This is a genomic window from Vibrio sp. 1069 (assembly GCF_033340555.1).
Genome location: NZ_JAWOWP010000004.1, coordinates 178355 through 205297, shown reverse-complemented (window position 1 = coordinate 205297; position 26943 = coordinate 178355). Strand labels below are relative to the sequence as shown.

Genomic DNA, 26943 nt, shown 5'->3' with positions numbered 1-26943 from the left:
GTTAGATAAAGTAAAAGCCTCGCAAAAAGGCAAACGTTTACTCGACCTTGTGATAGAATCGCCGCGCAAATTCTTCTTCCCTCTTGCTTACTTGGAGACATCATGAAACGCGATTTAGCAATGGCATTTTCCCGTGTGACTGACGGTGCAGCCCTGGCTGGTTACAAATGGCTTGGCCGTGGCGATAAAAACGCAGCCGATGGCGCAGCTGTTGAAGTTATGCGCACGCTACTGAACAAAACAGATATCAGTGGTGAAATTGTCATTGGTGAAGGTGAAATAGATGATGCGCCAATGCTGTACATTGGTGAGCAAGTTGGTATTGGTGGTGATGAAGTAGATATTGCAGTCGACCCAATTGAAGGGACGCGTATGACGGCAATGGGACAATCGAACGCACTAGCCGTACTTGCCGCAGGTGAGAAAGGCAGCTTTCTTAAAGCGCCAGATATGTACATGGAAAAACTGGTTGTTGGCCCTGGTGCAAAAGGCGTAATTGACTTAGAAAAGCCGTTAAAAGAAAACCTAGAGAACGTAGCAAAGGCCCTGAACAAGCCACTTGATACCCTAGTCGTTATTACCCTTGCGAAACCTCGCCACGATAACGTTATTGCAGAAATGCAAGCAATGGGCGTGCGTGTCTTTGCGGTGCCTGATGGTGACGTGGCTGCCTCTATTCTGACTTGTATGCCAGACAGTGAAGTGGACATGATGTACTGTATTGGCGGCGCGCCAGAAGGGGTTGTATCAGCAGCGGTAATTCGAGCGCTAGACGGTGACATGCACGGTCGTCTGCTTCCTCGTCACGAAGTAAAAGGCGATACTGAAGAAAACCGCATTTACGGCGCAGATGAACTAAAACGCTGCGATGAAATGGGCGTAAAAGCGAATGTTGTCCTCAAAATGGAAGACATGGCTCGTAGCGACAATGTGGTATTTTCAGCTACAGGCATCACTAAAGGTGACTTGCTGGAAGGTATCTCTCGTCAAGGCAATATGGCGACCACAGAAACGCTGCTCGTGCGCGGTCGATGCCGTACTATTCGTCGCATTAAGTCGACTCACTACCTAGATCGTAAAGATCCAGAAGTACGCGATATTATTCTTTAAGCATTTCTCGAGGCTCTCGCTCAGTCTGAGCTTGAGCCTTTCTTTCCGCACAGCCGGACAGTAGATTCTGAATCACCTCGTTCCTCGCTGTTCAGAATGACGACATATATTGACTCATATGAACATAGCGCCTACAAATCCACACTCAAATTAAGTCAACACTTTTCTTTACTAACCCTATCGCGCATAATATGTACTGACGTATAAATGGTGGGTATATGAAGACCGTAGATAGGATATTGCAAATCGTTAAGCGTGATGGCTCCGTCACTGCAAAACAACTCTCTTCTGAGCTAGGGATGACAACCATGGGGGCTCGTCAGCACCTGCAAAGTTTAGAAGATGATGGCATTCTTTCTATCCATGACGTAAAAGTAAAAGTCGGTCGCCCTGCTCGTCATTGGTCTCTCACTCAAAAAGGTCATGAGCAATTTGCTGACCGTCACGGTGAGTTGACTATTCAGTTTATAGAAGCTGTCGAACATATCTTTGGCAAAGATGGACTGGAAAAAGTCACATCAGAAAGGGAAAAACTCACGTTACAAAGTTATCGTCAGCATCTTGAGCAATGCGACTCTCTGCAAAGCAAACTAGAAACACTCGTCACATTAAGAGAGCAAGAAGGCTATATGGCAGAGCTCGAGAAAGATGAGAACGGATTCATCTTTATCGAAAATCACTGTCCGATTTGTAAAGCCGCAACTCGCTGCCCAAGCTTGTGCCAATCAGAATTAAGTGTCTTTCAGTCTTTACTTGGACGTGACACCAAAGTAGAGCGTACCGAACACATCATTAGTGGCCAAAGACGCTGCGTTTACCGCATCCAACAACTGCAGTAACCACCACAACCAAGCATCGACATGCCGCACTTATTCAATCTCAAGCTTGAAAGCTTCTCTTATAAGTGAGACGGCTGAAGAATTCATCCTCTCTCCTCTTTCTAGTGGTATAGGCTTTTAGTAACTAAAGGCAATTTCCATAAGGATTTGGAGAGCATCGATGTCTACTCTACGTCATATCCCATCCCAAACGCTTCCTCCATTCGATGAAATGGTTCAAATGGCAGAGCGAGACCCAGAAGCTTTTGAGCAATTTCGTCATGAGATGGCGAAAGAGATGATCGAAAGCGCATCAGAAGATATGAAAGAAAGATTGTGGGCTCAACAAAGCCACATTGATAGAGTCATCAGCACGTGTAAAAACCCTCATCACACCAATGTGGTATTGATGAACGAGTTGCAAAAACAGGTCGTAAAGTTCAAAGCAGCGCTAGAAGGGGAAGCGACACCGACACAAAAAGCGGATGTGGTTAGCTTAAATGCGTTTAAAGATAGGGATGATTTTTACTAAAAGGCAGGAATAGACTCTAGAACCCTAGAGTCTTATTCCAAAACATAGAGCTATACTTATTCCGGCTCAGGGCCATATTGGTTTGGTCCTGATGTTCCCTTTAAGAAACCACATTCAATTAGAATCCATAAACCACAAATCAGAGAAATGGAAGCAACGAACACCTGTGGGGTCGACGGCTCTTGCGCGGCAGGGCTGGTCATTGGCGTGGCAATTCGTCCGATAATCAACGGAATATTCAGTGCTAGCCAACAGATCGATTTGTTGCGGTCGTGCCAACGCTTGGTGGTGATCGCCAAATCAGGGATCAACAGAACCACCAAGAAAATAGGAAGAAGCACATAGGAGAGAGTAGGAAGCAGTTGGCTGATACCGGCACCAAAGCCTAGAATGGACACATAGTAAATGACGTTCCAAATCCAGTAGGTTTTACGGTCTATACGTCCTTGAAAAGAAAACAGTAACTCTTTAGTCGACATCAAATTTTACCCCAAAGTAGAAAGGTTATAGATTAGCCGAGTCGATATAGTTTGGAAAGGACACCGAAAGCTTAGATGCCCACAACGCCCTTATAACTAAGAGCGAGGCTGAGAATTCGTAACAATAACCCCTCGCTATTCTCGGGCAATTCAGCGCAACCTAGTTCACTACCTTTTGGAAGCTATCTATATCCATGTCTCGGATATTGACCGTTAAACTGTGTACGTGACTGGCTTGCTCTTGAAGTGTCGCCATCAAGGCTCGTGACAGTTCTCGCTTTTGTTCTTGGGAGCGGCCAGATAACAAATCAAAGTTGATATGGATAAAGTCGAGGCTATCTCCCTCCTCCCCTATTAACCAATTGTGGCACCGGCGCGTTCTAGATTTCACAGACGCGAGTTCAAAAAGGCCACTATCTAACGCAGCTTTATGTAAGTCTTCCAGCAAACCTTGTACATTGACTCGTTCTTCCACTGAGTTCGAATACTCTAAAACTAAGTTTGGCATTTTGATTCCTTTCTACAACATAATAAATTCAGTGCGTAGTAATACCAATCTAGCCAGTAATTTCCGAGGAATGAACTATCATTCTGTCTACACGATCACCAATCGATTGCTTTTGATAAAAATAATAGAACAACTTCGACTCCAGAAGGAGAAAGAAAGCCACATAAGACATGATACCAATCATGATCTGTTCCTATTATTCTGTTATATTCCTACGTAGATTTTTTACATTAATAGACTATTTACATTAAAAATAAGGGAGATATTCCTATGCGTCGTCCTGTAGTGATGGGTAACTGGAAACTAAACGGCAGCAAAGCAATGGTAACTGAGCTGCTAACTGGTCTTAACGCTGAGCTTGAAGGCGTTGAAGGTGTTGACGTAGCAGTAGCTCCACCTGCACTTTACCTAGATCTGGCTGAGCGTCTAATTGTTGAAGGCGGTAACAAGATCATCCTAGGTGCTCAAAACACTGACCTAAATAACAGCGGTGCTTTCACTGGCGACATGTCTCCAGAAATGCTGAAAGACTTCGGTGCTTCTCACATAATCATCGGTCACTCAGAGCGTCGTGAATACCACAACGAATCTGACGAGTTCATCGCTAAGAAATTCAACTTCCTAAAAGAAAACGGTCTAACTCCTGTTTTCTGTATCGGTGAATCTGAAGCTCAAAACGAAGCTGGCGAAACTGAAGCTGTATGTGCACGTCAAATCAACGCAGTTATCGACACTTACGGTGTTGAAGCTCTAAACGGCGCAATCATCGCTTACGAACCAATCTGGGCTATAGGTACTGGTAAAGCAGCAACAGCTGGAGACGCACAACGCATCCACGCTTCTATCCGCGCACTAATCGCAGCTAAAGACGAAGCAGTTGCAGCACAAGTAATCATCCAATACGGCGGTTCTGTTAAGCCAGAAAACGCAGAAGCTTACTTCTCACAGCCAGACATCGACGGCGCTCTAGTTGGCGGTGCTTCTCTGGATGCGAAGAGCTTTGCAGCCATCGCTAAAGCAGCGGCAGCAGCTAAAGCTTAATTTCGCTTTTAATAAGCAGAAATAACAAAGGGATGCTTAGGCATCCCTTTTTGTTTTTCTTCATTCACCGACGAGTCCTTGCGAGTTTCTGACACCTGCTCACCGCGCACTCGGCCAGCCAACCTGTCCCTGACGCCTTCCGAGCGACTTCAGAATACAGCCAGAGTAATGCAAAAAAGGGAAGCCAAAGCCTCCCTGCAGAACCAGCCAAATGGATTTATGCTGATTCAGATACTTTCATGGTCGGCTTTTTAGCCAGTTCGGCACTCGACTGCTTTTGGTACAGGTTTTCATAGCAGTAGTTGGGCGCAAGCAGGAAACGGATCCCATTACCCGCGGCAGGACATAAGCATTGTTAATTATTATCATCACCAACTACAAAGAGGCTCCTTAATAGGAGCCTCAAAAACATTAAAGAGAGAAACCTCAGGTTTAATCGCTGCCAAACAGATCTCGGGTATAAACTTTGTCTGCCACATCTGCCAACTCATCCACCATACGGTTGGACACAATCACATCCGCAGCCCGCTTGAACTCGGTTAAATCACTAATCACGCGAGAGTTGTAAAACTCTTCCTCTTTCAATACTGGCTCATATACCACCACTTCAATCCCTTTGGCCTTGATACGTTTCATGATGCCCTGGATGGACGAAGCGCGGAAGTTATCGGAGCCAGCCTTCATGATCAAACGGTAAATGCCGACCACTTTCGGGTTACGCTTCATGATAGACTCAGCGACAAAATCTTTCCGCGTACGGTTGGCTTCTACAATTGCACCAATGATGTTGTTCGGCACATCCTGATAGTTAGCCAGCAACTGTTTGGTATCCTTCGGCAGACAGTAACCACCATAACCAAATGAAGGGTTGTTGTAGTGATTGCCGATACGCGGATCCAGGCCCACACCTTCAATGATCTGGCGAGCATCCAGACCGTGTGCTTCGGCGTACGAGTCCAGTTCATTAAAGTATGCTACGCGCATCGCCAGATAGGTGTTAGAGAACAACTTAACCGCTTCGGCTTCCGTCGAATCGGTAAACAGCACCTGAATGTCTTGCTTCTCTGCACCTTCCACCAGTAAGGCAGCAAAAGTTTCCGCACGCTCGCTACGCTCACCGACGATAATGCGTGATGGATGCAGGTTATCGTAAAGCGCTTTGCCTTCACGCAAGAATTCTGGTGAAAACAATATATTGGTACAACCTAACTCTTGTTTAACCCGCTCGGTATAACCCACAGGTACGGTCGACTTAATCACCATCACCGCCTCTGGGTTTATCGCCATCACATCTTTGACCACCGCTTCCACGGAAGAAGTGTTAAAGTAATTGGTGATTGGATCATAATCCGTCGGGGTCGCAATGATGACAAAATCAGCACCTTGATACGCCTCTTCTTTATCCAGTGTGGCCTTAAAGTTCAACGCTTTATTTGCCAGAAAGTGTTCAATTTCTGCATCAACAATCGGTGACTGCTTTTTATTCAGCAAATCGATTTTGTCTTGAATAATATCAACCGCAACCACTTGATGATGTTGTGCCAACAGCATGGCGTTAGATAAGCCTACGTAGCCAGTACCTGCAACTGCTATTTTCATTCTGTTATCCCGAAGATTTAAAACTGGCCATAGCATAACAAAACATCAAACTACGCGGTAGAGAAGGTATTGGCAATACTCTCTTTTCATTGGCAGCGTAACCACAAAATTTATTATTTTAACCATTGAAAACAAAAAGGGCGGCTTATTCTACCGCTCCTTTGATTACTACAATTGTGATTCTAAGTAACGCCAACAGGCTTTACGCATACGAATTTTATTGACTTCAAAATAGTCGCTGCCATATGCCCCGGTGAAAGTAACTACGGAACATAGTGTAATCCATCGAGTTAACCTCTGGTTAGCCAAATGACCGGCACCTGTGAGCCAGAGACAGTTATAGCCTTCGCCACATTCATAACAATAAATCAATCAGATCGACACATATAGAACGCATAATCAACAAAAATCGCCCTTTGACACTATTTACTTCTCTCAGTCCCAATCTCCCCTCTTGCTGAGGCAAGGACTTTCATAGTAATCTACGTCGCTGTATCAAAGCATTTCTTCTTACGGAAGAGCAAATTTCTGCACCTTCGATAGCTGAAGAACAGTCATTGTTTTATTCAAGGAAGATAAAAATGGACGCCCGGCGTGTTATGGAAAACGCAAAACCGTAGGGCGGTAGCGTGTCAAAAGATGAAATATAAGATTCCTCTTTCCAAATTGATATCGATAGTATCAATCGCATTTGTGTTGACTGCCTGTACCAGTAAACCCAGAGAAGTAAACGCAAAAATACCTTTAGTAAGCCAATCTTCGATTGAAGTTAGTGGAAAAATTATTTCCGAAAAATACTGGCCAATATTATCAAATCCGTCAGCTTCTTATCTGCAGCATTCCTCCGCTTCTATTTATCTTGGTAAACCATATACATCTGCTCTAGGTAATCAATGCCGTACACTGGATGTCACTCAGGCCGACCAAAAAAGTGTTCATATCGCCTGTTTGTTTACGACAATGGATGATCAAGCAGGTCAGTGGTACATCACTCCAGATATTGTTGAAGACGCTTCGCTTTTGAACCTATAAGTACAATATATTATGAGTAATACGTTCAATAAATGGTTAGGTTTAACAACTATTTTTTCACTATTTTCTTTTCCAGTCAGCTCCAACGAACTGACTCTCAATCAAGCTTCTACTGCCGTTCCAGGGCAACTTGAACAGGTCTCCGCCGCACCAAATCAACAGTTAGAAGCTGGCACGTTTTCTAAAGAAAATAGACGCAACTTATTATTACCGGGAGAAACCGACGTTCGGCAACTATTACCCTCTTCCGGTGAATCGCTTCCTCCGCCATACGGTGCAAATCTATTCGCCGGTGGCTATGAAACAGAAAGGACAGATGGGCTAAACGACAACTACCTGATTGCTCCGGGTGATAAAATTAACATCTGGCTTTGGGGCGCTGTTAACTTTAGTAATGTCTTAACCGTCGACAATCAGGGCAACATTTTTATTCCCGAAGTCGGCCCGATCAAAGTGCTAGATGTTCGAGCCAGCGAGGTCAACTCGCTTGTGTCCTCAAAGATTAAGAGCGTCTATACCAGAGACGTCAATGTTTATGTCAACTTGCTCACCTCGACCCCTGTAAGTATTTTTCTTTCTGGCCCGGTCATCCGTCCCGGACAATATGCAGGCATGGCTTCTGACAGCTTGCTTTATTACCTCAAGCGTGCTGGAGGCATTGATCCTGAACGCGGCAGCTATCGTGCAATTGACGTTCTAAGAGATGGTGAAATCGTCACAACCGTGGATCTGTATGACTTTATTCGTTCCGGAACTTTACCAAAAGTAAACTTTAAAGATGGTGACGTCATTTTAGTAAAACCACAGCAATCAGCTGTCACGGTATCCGGAAGTGTACGCAACCCGTTCAGATTTGAACTGGAACACCTCAAAACTCCGGGCTCTAAGCTCGTTGAGTACTCCAGACCTTTGGCAAAAATCAGCCATGTAGGTGTGATCGGCAACCGCGAGGACGGCCCGTTCTCTTTGTACATGACCTACAAAGACTTTCAGTCATTTATACTTCAGGACGGTGATAAGGTTATCTTTAATGATGACCTTCATGCACAGGTTATTGATATCCAGGTATCCGGTAGCTATTTGGGACCGTCTTATTTTGCGGTCAAAAAACGCGCCAAACTGCATGACTTACTGAATCACATCCCTATCGATCCGCAGTTAGCGGACCATGACTCCATCTATATCTTGCGTAAAAGTGTTGCTGAGCGCCAGAAACAGATGATCGAAGAGTCTCTCAATCGTCTTGAGCGTAGCGTGTTTACCGCACCAGTCTCTTCAGACGGTGAAGCGGCCATTCGGGCCAAAGAAGCCCAAATGGTATTGCAGTTCACTGAACGTGCAAGGCGTGTACAACCTCTAGGTAAAGTCGTTGTCTCTGATAGCAGTCGCATAGCAAATATTTTGCTGGAGCAAGGAGATACCATCGTTATTCCATACAAGACCGACCTCATTCAAATTGGAGGCGAAGTCTTGATGCCACAGGCCGTAGTGTATAACCCCGATGCGTCAATTGATGATTATATTGCTTGGGCTGGCGGCTTCACTGAACGAGCAGAAGACTCTCGCATAGCGATTGTTCGCGCCAATGGACTTGTTGAGTTTGACAGTCCGAACCCGCTGAAAAAGGGCGATCAAATCCTTGTACTGCCGAAAGCTGATGAGAAAACGATGCAGGCGGTGAAAGATATCACCCAAATTATCTATCAGATCGCAGTGGCCGCTAACGTTGCAATAAACTAATTGCAATATACTAACGGCATAAAACCAACACACAGTGGAGATAGGCAAGTAGTCAAACTCCACTTCAATGAATCAATATGGCACAAGTAAGCAAACGTAGTACGCTAAAAGTTTGGGGAGATGTCATCTTCGCCATTTTTTTACGAGAGATTAAAAGCTCTTTTAACGATAAGTTTGGATTGAGCTGGGCACTAATTTCGCCAATGATCATGGTGGTGGTGCTGGTTGGCATTAGAGGTTCCCTAGACAGTGGACAAACCCATGGTATGCCAACCGTCTTCTTCGTGACATTCGGCGTTGTCCTGGTTCAGTTTTTTTTAGGCGTGCTAGAAAAATCTTCTGCTGCGATCAATAAAAACAAACCGTTATACGCATTCAGACAAGTCCAGCCAATAAGCTCGGTACTGGCCTTGGCTGGATTTGAGCTGCTGGTAAAAGCTTTTCTCGTACTACTGCTTATCACTATCGGCTATTTTTTGCAGTTAAAGTCAAATATTCAGGATCCTCTGGAACTGATACTGATTGTATTAAGAGTATGGCTTATTGCGACCTCTGTTGGCTTACTGCTTGGGTTAGCCAAGTGTTACGTTCCGGAAATGGACAAGCTACAAGCTCTGATAACCCGACCGATATTTTTTATCTCTGGCATCTTTTTCAGTTTGCAGGATGTCCCTCAGGACTACTGGCTATTTCTGACCTGGAACCCTCTTTTGCACGCCGTTGAATTGTCTCGTTACGCGGCATATCCAAATTACGGTGAGACCGGGATAAGTTACTTTTATCTCGACGCAGCAACCATCACCTGCGTGTTTTTCGCGCTCGCTTGCTATCAAATAAGCTGGAAACAGGCCATCAGTCGATGATGATTGTTCTCCATGCTCTACACAATCATGGATAGCCAAAGCAGCAACAATGAATTGAGAAATATGAACCAGAAACAAATTGAACAAAAGTTTGAGCAATTCAAAAAAAGCATAAGCCAAGCAGAATTTGATGACCTCGGCTTCTTAGCCGCCAAAGCGGATGAACTATCAAGTACGGAGCCTCTCCTTGCACAACGCATTCAGCTGCGAATAACTCGTGTTAAGCAAGAAAAACTGAATAAACGCTTTAACGCTTTCAAGACTTCGCACACTCAGGCACAGCTAAGCAACACAGCCTTTTTAAGCGCTAAAGCAGAACAACTTGAATCAAGTGATCCAGAGTTGTCTAAACGTATTTACGAAAGAGTAGAGAACCTGAAAATTCTGGAAGCTCGCTCTAATCAGACTCACCCCATCACAAGCCGAGTAGATGCCCCCGACACGACCATCGCAGAAGAAAAGACCAGCGACCAGAAACCAGACTCTGAAGCATTGGAAAACAACAAGCGCCTTACCCAAAAACTGAAAGTGTGGCTAAAAACACCATTTTCTCTTTTTGTACTTGTTCCAACATTGGTCTTCGCTTTTTACCAAACCATTTGGGCTTCCGAGCGATATGAAAGTCAAGCCAAGGTCATTGTTCAGCAACCTGATGCCACGGCAACGATGGACGCTTCCATGGCGATTCTGAGTGGTCTGGGTGTGTCGACCAAAGGCGGTTCGGATACAGAATTAGTCAAAGCATACATCTACTCGAATGATATGCTGCTGTACCTTGAAGATGCGCTGTCTTTGCGAGCTCACTTTAGCTCCAGTGATATAGACTACTTCAGTCGAATACATGACAGTGACACTAAAGAGGACGTAATTGAATACTACAGAAAGCGCGTTAAGGCAGAGATAGAAGATAAATCCGGTGTCATCAGTGTCCACGCGCAAGGCTTTACCCCTGAGTTCGCGCAAAAACTGGCGAATACCATTGTAGACCGTTCGGAATGGTACATTAACTCAATTGGGCACCAACTTGCCGAAGCTCAACTCAAGTTCATCCAAGGTGAACATGCCCTTGTCGAGGATAAACTCCAACAAGCTCAAACAAAGTTACTCAATTTCCAGCAAAAGTATAATCTGTTGGATCCCACAGCAGAAGGCATGGCAGTTCAACAGATTGCTTACGAGTTAGAGGGTAAGATAACGCAAAAAGAAGCAGAGCTGAAGGGGTTAAGATCGATTATGAGTGTCAAAGCCCCCCGAGTCGTCGCGCTGAATAATGAACTGTCGGCTTTACGTGCACAGCTTGATAGTGAGAGAAGCAAACTAGTTCAAAATGGAGACGAAAAAACGTCTGTAAGCGAAATTCTGGCCCAGTTTACCGATTTAAAAATCACAACTGAATTAGCGCTTAAGGCTTATACGTCTTCACAGGTATCGCTTGAAAAATCTCGGATAGAAGCCTACCGCAAGCTGAAATATCTTATTGTAGTCGAAGCTGCCACGGTTCCCGAAGATAGTAAATATCCGGACACCTTTTATAATATAACCCTTTTCGCAATTCTTGCCTCAATGCTCTTTGCTATTGGCAAAATAATTATCTCCACCATTCACGAACTAAAATAAGGTAGCCTATTTTTTCAAGGCTATCGCACCACAACACAAGGCTTAAAGTAACAATGCTAAATCCATTAAATAGAAAAGGAATCATCCTTGCCGGTGGCTCCGGCACCCGTCTCTACCCACTAACCAAGGTAGTAAGTAAACAGCTAATGCCCGTTTACGATAAACCGATGATCTATTATCCAGTATCCAACTTGATGATGGCTGGCATCACTGAAATCTTGATCATCGCAACACCAGAAGAAGTTCACCGCTTTGAGCGTCTGTTAGGCGACGGTTCTAATTGGGGTGTGAAGTTTGAATATGTTGTTCAACATTCTCCTGATGGCCTAGCTCAAGCGTTTATTCTCGCGGAAGAGTTTTTAGCAGGCTCACCAGCCGCACTTGTCCTGGGTGACAACCTGTTTTATGGCCACGATCTTGCGGCATCACTGCGAAATGCCAATCAGCAGCAAAGCGGTGCGACTGTTTTTGGTTACCACGTTTCAAATCCAACTTCTTATGGTGTCGTCGAGTTCGATGACGATGGGAAAGCGATCTCAATCGAAGAGAAGCCTGCACAGCCTAAATCCAATTACGCGGTTCCTGGCCTGTATTTCTTTGATAATAAAGTCGTTGAATTTGCAAAGAACGTTAAGCCATCTCCTCGTGGTGAGCTAGAAATTACCGATGTTATCGATCAATACCTTCAGGCAGAAGAACTACAGGTCGAAGTCATGGGTCGGGGGACTGCATGGTTAGATACCGGCACATTAGACGATTTGCTGGACGCTGCGTTATTTATTCGGGCAATTGAAAAGCGTCAGGGTTTGAAAGTGAGTTGTCCGGAAGAAATCGCTTACCGTATGGGGTATATAGAAGATGCTCAGCTGCGTGACATTGCACAGCCTCTGGTCAAATCTGGTTACGGTAGGTACTTACTTGATCTTCTTGAGCACAAAGTATTTTAACCCCCCCCCCCCGTAAAGAGGCAGAGTATCCTTTATTCAACCACGACTATAAGTCATTGACAATCCAATCAGAAATCAAAAAATCATGAAATTTATAGACACCACTATTCCAGACGTCAAAATCATCGAACCCCAAGTTTTTGGTGATGATCGGGGCTTCTTTATGGAAACCTTCCGTACCACACTGTTTAATGAGCAGTGCGGTGAGCGTGAGTTTGTTCAGGAGAACCACAGCAAATCTGCGCATGGCATCTTACGCGGTCTGCACTATCAAACAGAGAACACCCAAGGAAAACTGGTGCGCGTCGTAAAAGGCGAAGTTTACGATGTCGCCGTGGATATGCGCCAGGACTCACCAACCTTTGGCCAGTGGGTTGGTGTACTGCTTTCTGCTGAAAATAAGCGTCAACTTTGGGTTCCTGAAGGCTTCGCACACGGATTTTATGTTACTTCTGACGAAGCAGAATTTGTCTACAAGTGCACCGATTATTACAACCCGAGTGCAGAGGTGTCAGTGAAGTGGGATGACGAAAGTCTAAACGTTGAGTGGCCACTTGTTGATGGACAACCACCAAAACTGTCTGCAAAAGATGAAGCGGGCCTGAGCTTTGTAGAAGCACCAAAATTTTAACCCGGTAGACGTGCTTTATTGATTAAGGCGCCAAGAGGCTCTATGAAGTTTTATTTTTCCGTCGTATCACATCAACATCACAATGTGATTTTCATGCTCAACACGATTCGTCGCCTAGCATCACATGAAAAAGTGACGGTAATTTGCCGCGACAATAAAAACAACAGTCAACTCGAAGAATATTGTAGGAAACACAATGTTGTTTACTTAAGCAATGATCGGGAATTTGGTTTTTCAACCAATAACAACCGCAATTTCCTGCATGCCATAGAGTTAGGAATGCAAGCTGATGATTACTTTATCCTGCTGAACCCTGATGTGTTTATCGACGAGGAAAATCTCAACAAACTTATTGAGACTTTGCGCCAAAAGCAGCCCAAGATAGCGGCTCCTAACCTTTATTTAGATCATAAACTTTCGCTTTATGACGATAATTTGCGCCGCTATCCAACGTTAATCAATTTTGTAAAAAACTATCTTTTTAACGACCGTAGTACCGTTATCGATAAATCGGCACCAGAGCACATTCAAGGGAAGTTTTGGGCAAGTGGTGCATTTATCATCGTCAAGGCAGGTACTTATCTTGAGCTACAAGGATTTGATGAAAGCTACTATATGTATTGTGAAGATGTGGACTTTTGTCGAAGAGCAAATCTGAAAGGAGAAGATATATCCTTTTTTTACCACGTCACTGCCGTGCATTTTCGCCATCGATGTAGCCATAAATTTTTGTCTCGTGCTTTCTTTCGCCATGTAAATAGTGTTATTAAGTACAACTTAGCTTTACTTAACCTACATAAGAGCCGCAGTTGTTTGCATAGCAAACAAGATAAACTCTTCCCAAAAGTTAAAAAAAGCCAATAGTAGAAACCATGGAGCAAAAATCATCCTTTGCAGCGGTAGTGGTCTACTACCACCCTGACCAAGATGCTCTGGCCAATACAGAGAGGCTTGCACGTTACTTGCCAGTGGTAGTGATTGACAATAGTGAACACCCTAACAAACCAAAATGGCGCAGTAGCAACATTGTCTATATTGCCAATGGTAACAACTTAGGTGTCGCTGTCGCCCTTAATCAAGGTATTGATTATTGGCAGCAACACAATATACAGTGGTGCTTTTTGTTTGACCAAGATAGCCAAATCGACGAAGCCTTTATTCAGTCGATGCAAAAAGCCTCTGAAACGTTGAAGCATCAAAACACCGCTGGCATTGTACCGATCTATTATGCGAATAACTTAGGAAACTACGGCGCTCTTATTCAATTAAACAGATGGCAGATCAAGCGAACGTTACCTCAAAATTTGCACAAAGATAAACTCTACCCTGTCTCTTATGCCATTACTTCAGGTAGCCTCATTAACTTAGCGAACTACGCTGCGATTGGCCCACATGAAGAGTCACTGTTTATTGATTTTGTGGATATTGAATGGGGGCTTAGAGCCAACAGTTTGGGCTACCAATTGCTCACGAATCCAAATGCTGAGCTTCAACATCATTTGGGAGTAGAACCTTTATCTCTTTTGGGGCGGCGAATTGTAAACCACTCGCCACTACGACACTATTACTACTGTCGCAACCTAGTGGCGATGCTTCGAAAAGCTCACGTGCCACTCATTTGGAAAACTTACGAACTATTAAAATTGCCAATTAGGCTCACACTATATAGCCTATTCAACAACAATGGCTTAAACCATTTCACAGCAATGACCACAGGCTTATGGGATGGAATAACAAGCAAAAAAGGTAAAAAAGATGAAAGTATTGATCACCGGTAAAGGCGGTCAGTTAGCTTGGGAGCTTGAGCGAACTCACCCAGAAAACGTAGATATCTTGTCACTGGGATTCGACGAGCTTGACATTAGCAATGCTGCCCAGGTAAACCAGCAACTTATTGCGTTTTCGCCAGACATTGTGATTAACGCCGCCGCCTACACCGCCGTAGACAAAGCTGAAACCGATCAAACCACGGCCTATGCCGTTAACGATACCGGCTCAGCAAACCTGGCCAATATCTGTAAAGAGATTGATGCTCAACTCATCCATGTTTCAACCGATTTTGTTTTTGATGGCACAAAAAACACCCCTTACCAAACCAAAGACCAGCCCAACCCGATTAACGTCTATGGCGCATCAAAACTGGCGGGGGATGAGAAAATCGCCCAGGTTCTTGGCGGCAATGCCACCATTATTCGCACCGCTTGGGTCTACTCGGTGAATGGCAACAACTTTGTCAAAACTATGCTGCGCTTAATGAGTGAAAAAGAACAACTTGGCATCGTTTATGACCAAGTGGGTACCCCCACTTGGGCTAAAGGACTGGCCGAGATGATCTGGTGTTTGATTGAACAAAAAGGCATCAACCAAAATACCAGTGATGAAACCACCCTGCTTCATTGGACTGATGCAGGCGTTGCCTCTTGGTACGACTTCGCTGTTGCGATTCAAGACCTTGCCGTTGAAAAAGGCATGTTGGAGAAGAAAATTCCAGTACGTCCGATCCCAGCAAGCAACTACCCGACCCCAGCCAGAAGGCCCAGCTTTAGCGTGATTGACAAATTCAGCACAGAAAAAGCCAGCGGAAAAGAAACCATTCATTGGCGTACACAGCTCTCAGCGATGATGGACGAATTAGCAGCAATTCAAGGCTAAACACCAACTCAGAACACAAGATGCCAGATAAACGCATCTCGCATTTTTAAGTTACAACCAATACAAAACAGTAAGAAACTATGAAACAACGTAATCTATTAGTCACTGGCGGCGCAGGTTTTATTGGCGCTAACTATGCACTTTATTGGCTAGCGAATCATCCACAAGACAAAGTCGTAGTTTTGGATGCTCTCACTTATGCTGGCAACCGAGCCAATTTAAGCTCTGTAGAAGACCACCCAAACTTCACCTTTGTTCACGGCGACATTTGCGACACTAACCTCATTGAAGAGCTATTAAAAGCACATCAGTTAGATACTATTGTCCATTTTGCAGCGGAATCACACGTCGACCGCTCCATCACCGGACCAGATGCGTTTATTGAAACCAACATCCTTGGCACCTACAGCCTACTGAAAGCAGCCAAAAAAGTATGGATCGATGAACCAAAGGCACAAGGTTCAGCGCCGCTGCCACACCGTTTCCACCATGTTTCGACTGATGAAGTATACGGCACACTAGAGCCTAACGACCCAGCGTTTACCGAAGAGACAGCCTACGCGCCTAATTCACCATATTCGGCATCAAAGGCCGCGTCAGACCACCTGGTGCGTGCCTACCACCACACTTACGGCCTGGAAGTGACCACTTCAAACTGCTCTAACAACTATGGTCCTTATCACTTCCCAGAGAAGCTGATTCCGCTGATCATCACCAATATTTTGCACGACAAGCCTCTGCCAATTTATGGCGACGGCCAACAAATTCGTGATTGGCTATACGTAGAAGATCACGCTCGCGGCATTGAGCTGGTACTGGAAAAAGGCCGCATTGGTGAAAACTACAACATTGGTGGCCACAACGAGTGGGCGAACATCGATATTGTTAAAGTCATCTGTCAATTGATGAACCAATACTTTACCGGTGAAGCAGAACTGCCTGCTCTTTCTCACCTTGAATTACAAGCCAAATACCCACTTGCGACAAAAGTAGCCGCAGGTGACGCGCAAGCGCTAATTACCTTTGTTACCGACCGCGCTGGGCACGATCGCCGTTATGCCATTGACGCCACAAAAACCAATCAAGAGTTAGGTTATAAACCTGCCGAATCGTTTGAAACGGGTATCCAAAAAACCGTGGAATGGTATTTAACCAACGATGCTTGGTGGAAGGCATTAATCTAACGTTATTGGCTAATAATCTATGTATAACTCAACTTCGAAAGGCATTACTTTACTAGGCGCTACTGGATTCTTAGGTTCAGCTATTGCTAATGAGTTAGACAGACTAGAGATACCTTGGATAGGTATCTCTATTGAACCGTCTAACAGAAAAAATATAGTAACTGTAGAGCCGACAGATCAAGATACTTTAGTGTCGATTATCAACGAATATCCGACGGTTATTAATGCAGCAGGATCTCTTAAACCTAAAGATTTTGAAGAAAATACAAAAGACTCTTTAGAAAAATTTTGGAAAACTGTAGAACATTTTACCCAAGTATTTGAACGGAGTAATATTAGAAAACTCGTTCATTTATCTTCTGCAGGAACCGTGTACGGTGACTCCGAGTCAGCAATACTTCATCCGGAAGAATCTATACTTAAACCGATATCATGGTACGGTAAAGCAAAAATGTTCGAAGAAATTCATTACGGACATTGCTCCAACGTATTAGATTACGATTACCTCTGCTTACGAATAACAAATCCTTATGGAAACAAAGAAAAAACACAGCATGGATTTGTAGATGTATTAATAAAGTCAGTAATAGAAGGCAGCGATTTTAATTATTATTTTGATTGCGACCCATGCAGGGATTTCATTTACGCCCCAGACATGTCTGAAATAATATTGAAACTAGTGACAGAGAATAAAACTGGAACTTATAATGTTGGCTCAGGTGAAATTTTACATCTTTCGGAAATTGTCAATTACGTAACTAGTAAACATCCCTCTACTCTCATCAAGAGAGAGTTAAAAAGACCTTCCTATGATGTAATAAATAGCTGTGTGAGTATAGATAAAATAAGAAGCAATAATTTTCATAAAAACAGCTTGAGCGTATTTGACTATATAGATGGCCGTCTAAATAAATAAAATTAATTCCGGAAGAAAAAATGCCTATTTTTAAAGCGTCAGAAATCAAAGAGTATGCCATACTAAAAGGATACGATATAGACTTTAAAGACTATATTTTTATTAATGGAATGCTAGAGCAGAAAACAAACCCTCTGTTACATTACATATTAAACTGGAGAAATGGAAATCTCATCATCCCAGGCGAATTTAACACTTTCGAATATCTAGTACAATATAGAGATGTTCTTCTTTCTGGAAAAAACCCTTTATTGCATTATTTAAGCCTAGGAATATATGAGCAGCGTGAACCTTATTTAAAGGAAGGTTCAATTAGCGAAGAAGACTATCAGAAGTTATTACTTTCCGTTAAAATTTCCGACACTTGGAACCAAGATGAAGAAACTCATGATTTAACTGAAAATGAGTTGGAGTTAGTAACGGAAATTTTCCAATCAAATGTGAATTGGGAAAAAATTAAGAATCATATTGGAGAAAGCATTTCAGAAAAAGATGATTTTTCTTTGATAATAGAATCAGCAAAGAAAATTAGTCTAAATCATAAGAAAATTAAACAAAGTGAAATAGAAGAACTTTTGTTTAATTCCCTTAAGACTGACGACAAAATAATCATCAACCTAAATGAATTTGCGCAAAGACAATACGACAAATTAATTATTGATGAGTATTATAGGATAGAAAAACTTGATTTACCTTGGGATAATTTCTTTTCATATAATCAAGTAACACCCAATGAATATTTTGATCCCATTGAGTACTATCTAGAAAACTGGCAGGAACAAAATCTCGTCATCAAAGATATATTTGATACTGAGTTTTATCTTGAAACCTATCCAGATATAAAATCGATTGGCATTAATCCACTTCTTCATTTCTTTGAACATGGCTGCAAAGAAGGAAGAATAGGTATTTTGAAAGTCGATTTCGAAAATCACATTCATTCTGGTAATTTGCCTTTTGATAGCAGCAAGAAAACTATTGCGATTGTTTGCCACGAATCCTCCGCAACTGGCGCGCCATTAGTTGGACTCAATATTGGAAACCAACTTCTAGAAACTCATAATATCATTCATGTTGCAATGCATGAATCTACAATTCATGCTTCATATAGAGACAACTGTGTTGAATTGATTGATAACCTTCGTGGGCAGGCAAAAGGAATCATTCGTGAAATCATTGCCAATATTTCTTCACGCTATCCAATCGAAGCTTTCATTTGTAACTCTGTAGAAACTTATCCAGTATTAGAAGTCGCGAGTGAGTTTAAAATTCCCACAGTATCTTTAGTGCATGAGTTTAGTGAATACACGCGACCAAAAGGAAAAATTGCTGCTACTGTAGTGCAGGCAGATAAGGTTGTCGTTCCTGCTCAATTACTAAAAAACTCTATGTTGCGCGATTTGAAAAATAACATGGGTTGCAAAATAGAACCGAACAACATTTCCATTTTGCCACAAGGAAAGCTTCCTTATATGCCAGAAGGCAATGGCAAAAACTACACCGTTGATGCGTTAAAGCGAAAATTAAAAATTGATTCTGAAACCAAAGTGATTATTGGTGCCGGATACACACAAATTCGCAAAGGTGTCGATCTTTTCGTTTCTGTCGCATCTAAAATTAAAAGAACTTATCATGGAAAATGTAAATTTGTTTGGGTTGGCGCTGGTTATGAACCAGGCAAAGACTTACAATACTCAGTATGGATAGAGAACCAAATTGAAGCATCTGGACTATCTGATGATTTTATATTCTTAGAGCATCAAAAAGACTTAGATAATATTCTATCCATCACGGATTGTTTTGTTCTTACATCTCGTTTAGATCCTTTTCCAAATGTCGTCATCGACGCTTTGGAAGCGGATGTTCACGTTGCTTGCTTCGATAAAAGTACCGGATGTGCGGAATTTTTATTTGAAAACAATGCCAACGCAAGCATTGCAACCTATTTAGATAGCGAAGAGTTAGGGCAAAAGGTTAGTGATTATTTAACTTTACCTGAGCACGAGCTAGATGCTTTTGCTAATGTAAATTCTTCTATCGTTAAAGAAAACTTGTGCTTTGAAAATTATACTTCATCTCTACTGAATTATATTGAAGAGGCTAAAACGTTAGTCGATGAGCGTGCAAAAGTTGAGCAAGTTATTTCTCAAAGCAATTTATTCGACAGTGATTACACGTCTTTATGTAGTAAAAAAGAACTCGAACTTGAACTCTACATTAAAATGTCGTTAAAAGGCATTCATAGAGTTAATCCTAAACCAGGTTTTTCTCAAGCCGAATGGATTAATAAATCAAATAACCCATATCAAGTACCTTTGTATCAAGCAATAATCGAAAATAATGGTATAGATACCCACTCTTGCCAAATCATTACCGGCTCGTGCTCAAGAAAGCCGGCAATAAAATCAGCAGTGCACTTACACCTATACTATCCTGATTTGGCTGATGAGTTTGCTTTATATTTTAACTGCCTACCACCAGGTTTTGACCTTTATGTGACCTCCTGTGATACGCAATCTGATGACAATATCGCTAAGGCTTTTTCATCGTGTGGTGTAAACAAACTAACCATTAAGCATGTCTCAAATATTGGGCGAGATGTGGCACCAATGTTTATTGACCTTAAGGAAGAGTTGACTCAATCTGGATATGATGTGATTGGTCATTTCCATAGTAAGAAATCTATTGAGACTGATGGAAATATGGGTAATCGTTGGAGAACCTATTTATTGCAAAATCTTATAGGCTCTCCAAATGCTGCAAATGAGATCCTAAGTTTATTCGAAGATAAACAAGTCGGTTTGGTTTTTGCTGAAGATCGTCATGTGGTTGACTTTGCAACTAACAAACCTTTTGCTGATGAGCTTTGTGATGCGATGAACATCCCTCGGATGGGTCACGCCCATATCTATCCGCTCGGCACTATGTTTTGGGCAAGGCCGGATGCTCTCGAACCACTATTTAACCTAGATTTAACTCCATTTATACAAGAGGAACCTCTTCCTTATGATGGGTCTTATATGCATGCCATCGAGAGATTAATTCCTCATATTGCGTCTACCATGAAATCCTCTGTAGTAACAGTCTACAGCGGCAATACTAAGTGGTAGTGATTGTCCAATTAATAGATTAAGCATCATCATTATTGACAGAAGGCAATATGATAATAATGCCTTCTGTTTATTATCAATATAATAGAAAGAAATCAAATTATGAAGAAAGCTATATTACATATTGGAATGCATAAAACAGGCTCCTCTTCCATTCAAGATTATTTGCAAGAAAATCAGACACCAACTAAAGCAAAAGACATTATTTATGCAGATTTAAAAACTGCAAACCATAGTGGACCTTTATTATACGCTCTTCTAGATACCCCAGAAGAAGATAATGAGCTTATCGCTAATAGTAAAGATCGAGAAGATATCTTAGAAAAGGCTCTTTTCTACAAAAACAGATTAAATCACTGTCTCTCATTGGATTTCAATACGATTATATTATCCTCAGAAGCTCTTATTAAACTAAATCATCAAGAATTAAGTAATTTCAAAAAAAAATTACTCGATCACGTTGATGAGGTTAAAGTAATGGCATATGTAAGACCTCCAGTTGAATATATTAATAGCGCTTTTCAACAAATAGCGAAAACAAGTTATGTAGAATTAGATTCACCTCTATCTCTACCAAACTATCAATCTAGATTTGAAAAGTTTGAAGAAGTTTTTGACAAAATTGATTATTATTTGTTCACAAAAGACTCTCTCATCAATGGAAATGTAGTTGAGGATTTTTGTACTAGAGTGGGAATTGATTACATCGGCAACGCAAACTCCAATGAGTCCTTGTCTCCTCTAGGGGTAAAAACCATTTTGGCCATACAAAAAAATAAAAAAACCTTGAATCAGATAGATGATATTGTGGACCAAATAGCCCTAACAACCGAGAGTGATGAAAAGTTCTCTTTACCAAGAAGCACCATAGAAAATTTAATTAACGCCGCCAAACCAGACATTTCATGGATGGAAAAAAAACTAGGAAAAGAGTTAAATATCATTAATTCAAACAAAATCGCAACAAATGAAGATGAATTAAAAACCATAAGTAAGAGTGACATAAATAAGCTATTGCCACTAATTTTAGATAGAAGATTCAATGAGAAAGTAAAAGAACACACCAATCTAAGTATGTTAGAATGTTTAGAGCACTACTCATCAAAAAAAATAGAATTTAATAACTCCCTTAGATTCAATGTGGAAGCCTTTAACACTTCTTATATTTCAGGATGGATGGCAGACATAGACTGCCTTCAAGAAAAATTAAATTATGAAGTTTATCTAAATGGTCAACTAGCCTCTATAAACACCGCCAACTTACCAAGAGAAGATTTAAAGAACGCTAACCTACACGATGGTAACTTTGGGTTTTATATAGACTTAGAAGGACGTATAACCAACCATAAGACAATTGTAAAAATAAAAATTAAAGACACCATCACATTCAAAAAAATGTTAATTAACCAGAAGTCGCACCATTAAACCAAAACAAGCCAACACAAGCCAACACAAGCCAACACAAGCCAACACAAGCCAACACTCAATTAAAGCTGACTTTAAGCAACACTTAAAGTCAGCCAAGGAAATAACAGCACTACTAGTTAAAACTCAAACAATCAGTTTAATAAATTTGAGACGATCGAAAAATAAATAGTGTCTACTTCGAAGGTTATTAAAGCTGTATCCAACAGAGCTATATAAATTTATTAATCCTATCACTTCGGCAATACCCCTCCTGTTAAATAAAGCCCCACAGCTGCGAGCACTGGGTAGCCAAAGGCCTCGTTAATCACCTCACTGATGGGTTGCCAGTCTAAACCATGCATACACCAAGTATCACCATGGTTTGCAAACTCACATACGGCACGGTAAACAATAACACAATGCAGCGCTGCACCAGTTTAAATGGCTCGTAGGCTTTTAAGAGCGCTAGGGTGTGTTTAGCTTTCTCTTCATCAGTAAAAAACATCGCATCTCCGGCTTGGCTTAAAGTGGTTAGGCTTTGCTTGAGTAGCTCTTGGCTGCCAAAAATTCGCTGCCACATCGCATGTCTCTTTGTCAAGTTTGTTCATGATTAGGATTGCCTCTAAGTTTAGGGGCGACAAGCGCCAAGGATACGCGCTTGACTTTGCCACCAGCGCTGTACATCAAAGCAGGGACACGCTTTGTGATGGCCGGTTGGCCAATCTCAATGGCCGAGGATGTGCACATCGGCAATTGGGTAACTGCGTTGCAAGCGTTCGATAAGCGCACGCAAAGTCCGCCATTGCGCCTCGGTGTAATTGCATTCCGCTTGCTGCTGCACATTCACCCCGCCAACTAAACAAATGCCGATGTTGCCTTGGTTATGGCCGCGAACATGCGCGCCTTGCTGCGTCATCGGGCGCCTCGCTTGCAGCTCGCCTTCACGGGTTATCACCCAATGGTAACCAATATCCCGCCACCCCTTAGCTCGGTGCCAAGTGCGGACATCGCGAGCGCCTATGTTCTGCTCCGGTTACGTCGCCGAGCAATGAATAGTGATGTATTTCAAGTATTCTCCTCTCTTTTTTCTTGGTGGTTTTCCTTTCTCTCTGCTCTCTTGCTTTCCTTCTCTACGTTTCTTCATGGGCCCCCTCTGCCCACCAGTATTCCTCAAAGCGCTGACAAAAGTGAGCAAGTTCCTGCTCCGCGTATTGCCCAACTTGCGTCATGCTCTCTCCCTTGGTTAGGTAGTGGTGACAAAACGCCAACAACCGCTGATAACTGGCGGCACTGTATCCAAGGTAACGCAATTCAAACAGCGCAAAACCCAGCGGGTGAACACGCTCAGCATGGCGAACCATGTCCATCAATGCGTCTGGTTCAGGCATGGCGGGCGAATGTTGCGTTTCTTGACTGGCGGTTTTTGCGTGGTATAGCTGAATCAATGCCTCTAATGGTGCTGAGTGCATGCGGCTCCTTATTGATGGCTACTGGCCTCGTCTCTCCTCCCCTCCTCTTCGAAAATGACGAGATGCACCTAGGGGAAATCATGTGGTTGAGAATGGAGTTAAGAGCGTGTTGTATTTGATGAGGCGAGAGAAAAGTGGAATCAGGTTTTAGACAGTTGCATCTCAGGGAGTAAGTTAGCGGGTTCTTGCCGAAATGGGATAACGCTGATGCAGTTTATTTTCCATAAAATCATTTTATTAGATTTGCTTCGCACATTAGTAGTAACTAAAGTATGAGTGGTTTTTTATAAAACGCTAAGTGGGTAGAAACGCGCGTAATAATTCTGCAGATTTGTGTTATACACACGTCCCATTTCACCGTTTGGCTGGTTGGATAGAGCTCCGGTTATCATAAGGAGCGAATCATGAGCCAAACTTACCTCCATCATGCCCTCTCTGTTCACACGGGCTCCCCTATCAATAAACTGCTGTTGATCTCTCTAGCGGATCTCGCCGATTCGCACGGGTGTTGCTTCCCCTCGTACGACTATTTAGCCAAGAGTTGTCATGTGTCGGTTCGATCAATCAAAACTCATATCAAGGTATTAATACAGCAAGGTCACGTGCAAAAGCAGCCTCGCTTTGCCAATGGCCGGCAACGGAGCAACATTTTTCAGTTGCAGTTTTCATCCCAGAGCAACGGGCCTTGCTCGTTGGCCCCACCCTCCACTCCTGCCCTCAATGAGGAACTAACTGCACCCATAACCAATAAACAAAATAAACATGATCTTGAGCAGGGCAACTCGCAACCTCCGGTCATCACCTTACTCGCCCTGGAGGGAGAACCCCCTATCGACCAAGAGTTTTATCAGCTGCTGGTCGCAACGTATCCGGCGCTGGATGTACAGCAAGAATTGCAAGCATATCTCAATGAAAAAAAGCGCAGATCACGAGAAACCATCAAGTATTTTATCAACAGTTGGCTGCGAGGTGCGGCGAAAAGTCATGCCAATCGTGTTCATATAAAACAGCGTGTGGCTCTCCCAGATCATCATGGCAAACGGCCAGAGATTCTCGAACGCTGTTTTGCTGACTACCAAAATCGAGAAAACAAACACCCAATAGAGGCCCGCATCCAAGCCATTGTTGCGCAAAAACAAGAGAGGTGAGCGGCGATGGATTGGTATCTTTCACTGGATGAACAGCGGAAAATCTTGACAAAATATGTAGATCGAGGATCAGGCCGGCCACATGATTTGTTGCGTGTGTGCCTGAACGCATTCCCTTACCCGATCAGCCAACAAAAACTAATGAACGCACTGGACATTCACAATCAAAAAACATTTATCTCTTTGCTGCGGAATGCCAACTTAGTAATTGAAATTACCCGCACCATAAGTGCTGACGGTGAGTATTATTACCGGTTAGGTGGTCAAGATTTTAAGCAGAGCTTAATATCGCGCTGGGTGGGGAAGAAAATGTCTCCAGAGTAAGAGAAATCGCATTCAATACCTTTTAATTATCTGACAGAAATGGATAATTGAGTATACATTCTCAAATTTTCAATCCGCCACCCTCAATAACTTTCCATGCGAGAAAGGAGTACTCATGCATAAAACGCTCATTTGCGCCGGATTTCACCGCAGCGCCACATCGGCGACAGCCAGTTACCTTTACCATGCTGGTCTCAATATGGGCTATGAGTTGATGGGAAACACAGTGGGGAATGTGCGCGGCCACTATGAAGATTGGCCTGCGGTGCGCTTACATGATGAGCAATTAGCAAACGCTGGCACCTCTTGGCAGTTCCACGACGAGGTAGCTTTGCATTCTCACTCTCGTTTTCTCGATGAGTATATCGAACTGCGCCATTCCAAAAATACCCATTGGGGAGTCAAAGACCCGCGTGCCTGCTTATTTTTGCCCCAGTGGCAACAAGCGTTGGGAGAGAATGGCTACTTTTTGCTGGTTCTTCGCCACTGGAGCAGTTGCTTAGAGTCGCTATTACACCGCGAAAGCCGAGATCTTGCACATAATTTATCTCCAGCAGTTGCAGCCTCTTTTTGGCAACAGCCTGAACTAGCGGCCAAAATGTGGCTGGCCTACAATCGTCGCTTGCTCTCCTTTGCCAAGCAGCACCGAGCACGTTGTTTGATAGCCACACAACGCGGGTTGTTTCAAGGTGCACCACTGATTGATACTCTGAACGAACGCTTTGGCTTTACATTAGATACCTCAACAGTAAGCCCTTTTGACCAAACTTTATTGCGAGACAAGGCTTGCATGAGTGTGAAAGAATCACTCTCTTTCTCGCTGCAAGCAGAGTTAGAAGCCGTTTGGCAACAGCTTTTGGCCTTAACAGATTTTCGCGCCGAAGAAGAAGCGCCTATATATTACCCAGCGGCTTCGCTATCAGAGACATTTGTTGGTTCCTATCAAAGCGCCTGCAAACAACAAGCCGAGCACGATGGTGTCCAGAATGAGCAAAACACATTTCAGCAACCCGCCGATATATCGGAGTTGTCGCAACTTGATGAAGACAGCTTGTTGGCTAAACTCGCAGGGCAGGCCTTTACCCCGACTGTCGCTCATTCTCTGGAACAACTGCTTCAACAGCGCTTTCCGCTCAGCGGCAAGTTATACGCTGAGTTAGCAAGGCTATATCAGCAAGATGGCGCTTATCAGAAAGCCATTGAACACTACAGTCACGCTAAGCTACTCGGGTTCTATTTTCCTTTTGTTAGCATGCAAATAGGGCTTTGTTATCAGGCACTCGGGGCAGATACACAAGCTCAGCATTTTTTAGATAAAGCGCTCGAAGAAAACCCGAACAACCCGCACTTTTATATTAGTAAAGCGCGTTGGCACATGGCCAAAGCAGAGCCCGAAGCAGCATTAACGGTTTATCACCACGCTATAGAACAACTTGGTCCGCAAATCCCGCTCATTCAACATTATGTAGAATGCCTGCTAAGCCAACAACAGATCGAGCAAGCGCAAGTGATACTCAACCAGGCCGATCAAAGCCACTCGGCGATCATTGCATTACAAAGCCGCATAACCTTGTTGAACGATGTGCAAGCGGGGCTGGATGCTTACTTGCAAAGTGTCGCGTTGAAATTGGCTGATAAAGATAGATTTGCCTGGTTGGCATCTGTCACGCACACTATCCCCACCGCCGCCGCAGAGTCAGATTTACTAATACGCTGTGAGCAACACTGGCATCCAGTTTTTGAGCAGTGTTAAAGAAATAGCCGACTTTAATGAGATTCGTTCATGACCGTAGCACCAGCACAAATGGATTTGATT

Annotated in this window: 25 protein-coding genes and 1 pseudogene; 20 read left to right on the top strand and 6 right to left on the bottom strand. The window is 43.1% G+C overall.

The genetic code is table 11. The features are described from left to right. The first annotated feature begins 102 nt into the window (after positions 1–102). From glpX to R7040_RS08885, 3 genes are all read left to right on the top strand, one after another. Complete coding sequence (glpX, locus tag R7040_RS08895) at positions 103–1110, top strand: class II fructose-bisphosphatase (RefSeq protein WP_318095607.1); 1008 nt, start codon at positions 103–105, stop codon at positions 1108–1110. Positions 1111–1328: 218 nt separating this feature from the next. Beyond that, positions 1329–1949 (top strand): helix-turn-helix transcriptional regulator, encoded by a 621-nt coding sequence (locus R7040_RS08890; protein ID WP_262647144.1) that lies wholly within the window; start codon positions 1329–1331, stop codon positions 1947–1949. Between the two features lie 160 nt (positions 1950–2109). Next, on the top strand, positions 2110–2460 hold the full coding sequence (locus R7040_RS08885) for a DUF3135 domain-containing protein (RefSeq protein ID WP_005379531.1): 351 nt from the start codon (positions 2110–2112) through the stop codon (positions 2458–2460). Between the two features lie 56 nt (positions 2461–2516). Here the strand turns inward: R7040_RS08885 and R7040_RS08880 are convergent, their stop codons facing one another. Together R7040_RS08880 and R7040_RS08875 are read right to left on the bottom strand one after the other, a co-directional pair. Then, positions 2517–2939 (bottom strand): DUF805 domain-containing protein, encoded by a 423-nt coding sequence (locus R7040_RS08880; RefSeq protein ID WP_262647143.1) that lies wholly within the window; start codon positions 2937–2939, stop codon positions 2517–2519. Positions 2940–3099: 160 nt separating this feature from the next. Continuing rightward, entirely contained in the window at positions 3100–3447 is a 348-nt protein-coding gene (locus tag R7040_RS08875) for a 5-carboxymethyl-2-hydroxymuconate Delta-isomerase (protein ID WP_262647142.1), read from the bottom strand. A 270-nt stretch (positions 3448–3717) separates the two neighbouring features. Here R7040_RS08875 and tpiA point away from each other — a divergent pair, with 270 nt between their 5' ends. Then, positions 3718–4488, top strand: coding sequence for a triose-phosphate isomerase (gene tpiA, locus R7040_RS08870; protein WP_262647141.1), 771 nt, complete (start codon positions 3718–3720; stop codon positions 4486–4488). A 432-nt stretch (positions 4489–4920) separates the two neighbouring features. Here tpiA and R7040_RS08865 read toward each other — a convergent pair whose 3' ends face one another. Then, a complete protein-coding gene (locus tag R7040_RS08865; protein ID WP_262647140.1) occupies positions 4921–6087 on the bottom strand; it encodes a nucleotide sugar dehydrogenase in 1167 nt (388 codons plus the stop codon). Positions 6088–6726: 639 nt separating this feature from the next. Here R7040_RS08865 and R7040_RS08860 point away from each other — a divergent pair. From R7040_RS08860 to R7040_RS08800, 13 genes are all read left to right on the top strand, one after another. Beyond that, on the top strand, positions 6727–7119 hold the full coding sequence (locus R7040_RS08860; RefSeq protein WP_205390678.1) for a hypothetical protein: 393 nt from the start codon (positions 6727–6729) through the stop codon (positions 7117–7119). A gap of 12 nt (positions 7120–7131) precedes the next feature. Continuing rightward, a complete protein-coding gene (locus tag R7040_RS08855; RefSeq protein ID WP_318095603.1) occupies positions 7132–8859 on the top strand; it encodes a polysaccharide biosynthesis/export family protein in 1728 nt (575 codons plus the stop codon). Positions 8860–8936: 77 nt separating this feature from the next. Then, positions 8937–9722 carry an ABC transporter permease gene (locus tag R7040_RS08850; RefSeq protein WP_206971382.1) on the top strand — a complete coding sequence of 262 codons (786 nt, stop codon included), beginning with the start codon at positions 8937–8939 and terminating at the stop codon, positions 9720–9722. A gap of 63 nt (positions 9723–9785) precedes the next feature. Next, a complete protein-coding gene (locus tag R7040_RS08845; protein ID WP_240199923.1) occupies positions 9786–11339 on the top strand; it encodes a lipopolysaccharide biosynthesis protein in 1554 nt (517 codons plus the stop codon). 53 nt (positions 11340–11392) lie between these two features. After that, a complete protein-coding gene (gene rfbA, locus R7040_RS08840; protein ID WP_205390675.1) occupies positions 11393–12286 on the top strand; it encodes a glucose-1-phosphate thymidylyltransferase RfbA in 894 nt (297 codons plus the stop codon). A gap of 85 nt (positions 12287–12371) precedes the next feature. Beyond that, on the top strand, positions 12372–12917 hold the full coding sequence (gene rfbC / locus R7040_RS08835; RefSeq protein ID WP_205390674.1) for a dTDP-4-dehydrorhamnose 3,5-epimerase: 546 nt from the start codon (positions 12372–12374) through the stop codon (positions 12915–12917). Positions 12918–13010: 93 nt separating this feature from the next. Further along, positions 13011–13781 carry a glycosyltransferase family 2 protein gene (locus tag R7040_RS08830; protein WP_318095599.1) on the top strand — a complete coding sequence of 257 codons (771 nt, stop codon included), beginning with the start codon at positions 13011–13013 and terminating at the stop codon, positions 13779–13781. An 8-nt stretch (positions 13782–13789) separates the two neighbouring features. Further along, the gene (locus R7040_RS08825; protein ID WP_205390672.1) at positions 13790–14695 is read left to right on the top strand and encodes a glycosyltransferase family 2 protein; all 906 of its coding nucleotides are present in this window, start codon (positions 13790–13792) and stop codon (positions 14693–14695) included. Further along, entirely contained in the window at positions 14673–15569 is an 897-nt protein-coding gene (gene rfbD / locus R7040_RS08820) for a dTDP-4-dehydrorhamnose reductase (protein ID WP_205390671.1), read from the top strand. Before R7040_RS08825 ends, rfbD begins: the two co-directional genes overlap by 23 nt. 80 nt (positions 15570–15649) lie before the next feature. Beyond that, a complete protein-coding gene (rfbB, locus tag R7040_RS08815; protein ID WP_318095598.1) occupies positions 15650–16753 on the top strand; it encodes a dTDP-glucose 4,6-dehydratase in 1104 nt (367 codons plus the stop codon). 19 nt (positions 16754–16772) lie between these two features. Continuing rightward, positions 16773–17669 carry an NAD-dependent epimerase/dehydratase family protein gene (locus R7040_RS08810; RefSeq protein WP_206971379.1) on the top strand — a complete coding sequence of 299 codons (897 nt, stop codon included), beginning with the start codon at positions 16773–16775 and terminating at the stop codon, positions 17667–17669. A gap of 20 nt (positions 17670–17689) precedes the next feature. Beyond that, positions 17690–20779, top strand: coding sequence for a rhamnan synthesis F family protein (locus tag R7040_RS08805; protein ID WP_318095597.1), 3090 nt, complete (start codon positions 17690–17692; stop codon positions 20777–20779). A 102-nt stretch (positions 20780–20881) separates the two neighbouring features. Continuing rightward, the gene (locus R7040_RS08800; protein WP_206971377.1) at positions 20882–22204 is read left to right on the top strand and encodes a hypothetical protein; all 1323 of its coding nucleotides are present in this window, start codon (positions 20882–20884) and stop codon (positions 22202–22204) included. A 233-nt stretch (positions 22205–22437) separates the two neighbouring features. On the opposite strand, the pseudogene R7040_RS08795 reads toward R7040_RS08800, so the two are convergent. From R7040_RS08795 to R7040_RS08785, 3 genes and pseudogenes are all read right to left on the bottom strand, one after another. Further along, a pseudogene (locus R7040_RS08795) lies at positions 22438–22766 on the bottom strand (hypothetical protein). A 144-nt stretch (positions 22767–22910) separates the two neighbouring features. Further along, positions 22911–23141 (bottom strand): N-acetylmuramoyl-L-alanine amidase, encoded by a 231-nt coding sequence (locus R7040_RS30605; protein WP_206971376.1) that lies wholly within the window; start codon positions 23139–23141, stop codon positions 22911–22913. A 175-nt stretch (positions 23142–23316) separates the two neighbouring features. Further along, positions 23317–23655 (bottom strand): hypothetical protein, encoded by a 339-nt coding sequence (locus R7040_RS08785; protein ID WP_206971375.1) that lies wholly within the window; start codon positions 23653–23655, stop codon positions 23317–23319. Positions 23656–24059: 404 nt separating this feature from the next. Between R7040_RS08785 and R7040_RS08780 the strand changes: the two genes are divergently transcribed. The 3 genes from R7040_RS08780 to R7040_RS08770 all read left to right on the top strand — a co-directional run bounded on the left by R7040_RS08780 (position 24060) and on the right by R7040_RS08770 (position 26880). Further along, positions 24060–24803, top strand: coding sequence for a helix-turn-helix domain-containing protein (locus R7040_RS08780; protein ID WP_206971374.1), 744 nt, complete (start codon positions 24060–24062; stop codon positions 24801–24803). Between the two features lie 6 nt (positions 24804–24809). Beyond that, the gene (locus tag R7040_RS08775; protein WP_206971373.1) at positions 24810–25127 is read left to right on the top strand and encodes a hypothetical protein; all 318 of its coding nucleotides are present in this window, start codon (positions 24810–24812) and stop codon (positions 25125–25127) included. A 115-nt stretch (positions 25128–25242) separates the two neighbouring features. After that, a complete protein-coding gene (locus tag R7040_RS08770; RefSeq protein ID WP_206971372.1) occupies positions 25243–26880 on the top strand; it encodes a hypothetical protein in 1638 nt (545 codons plus the stop codon). Positions 26881–26943 lie beyond the last annotated feature (63 nt).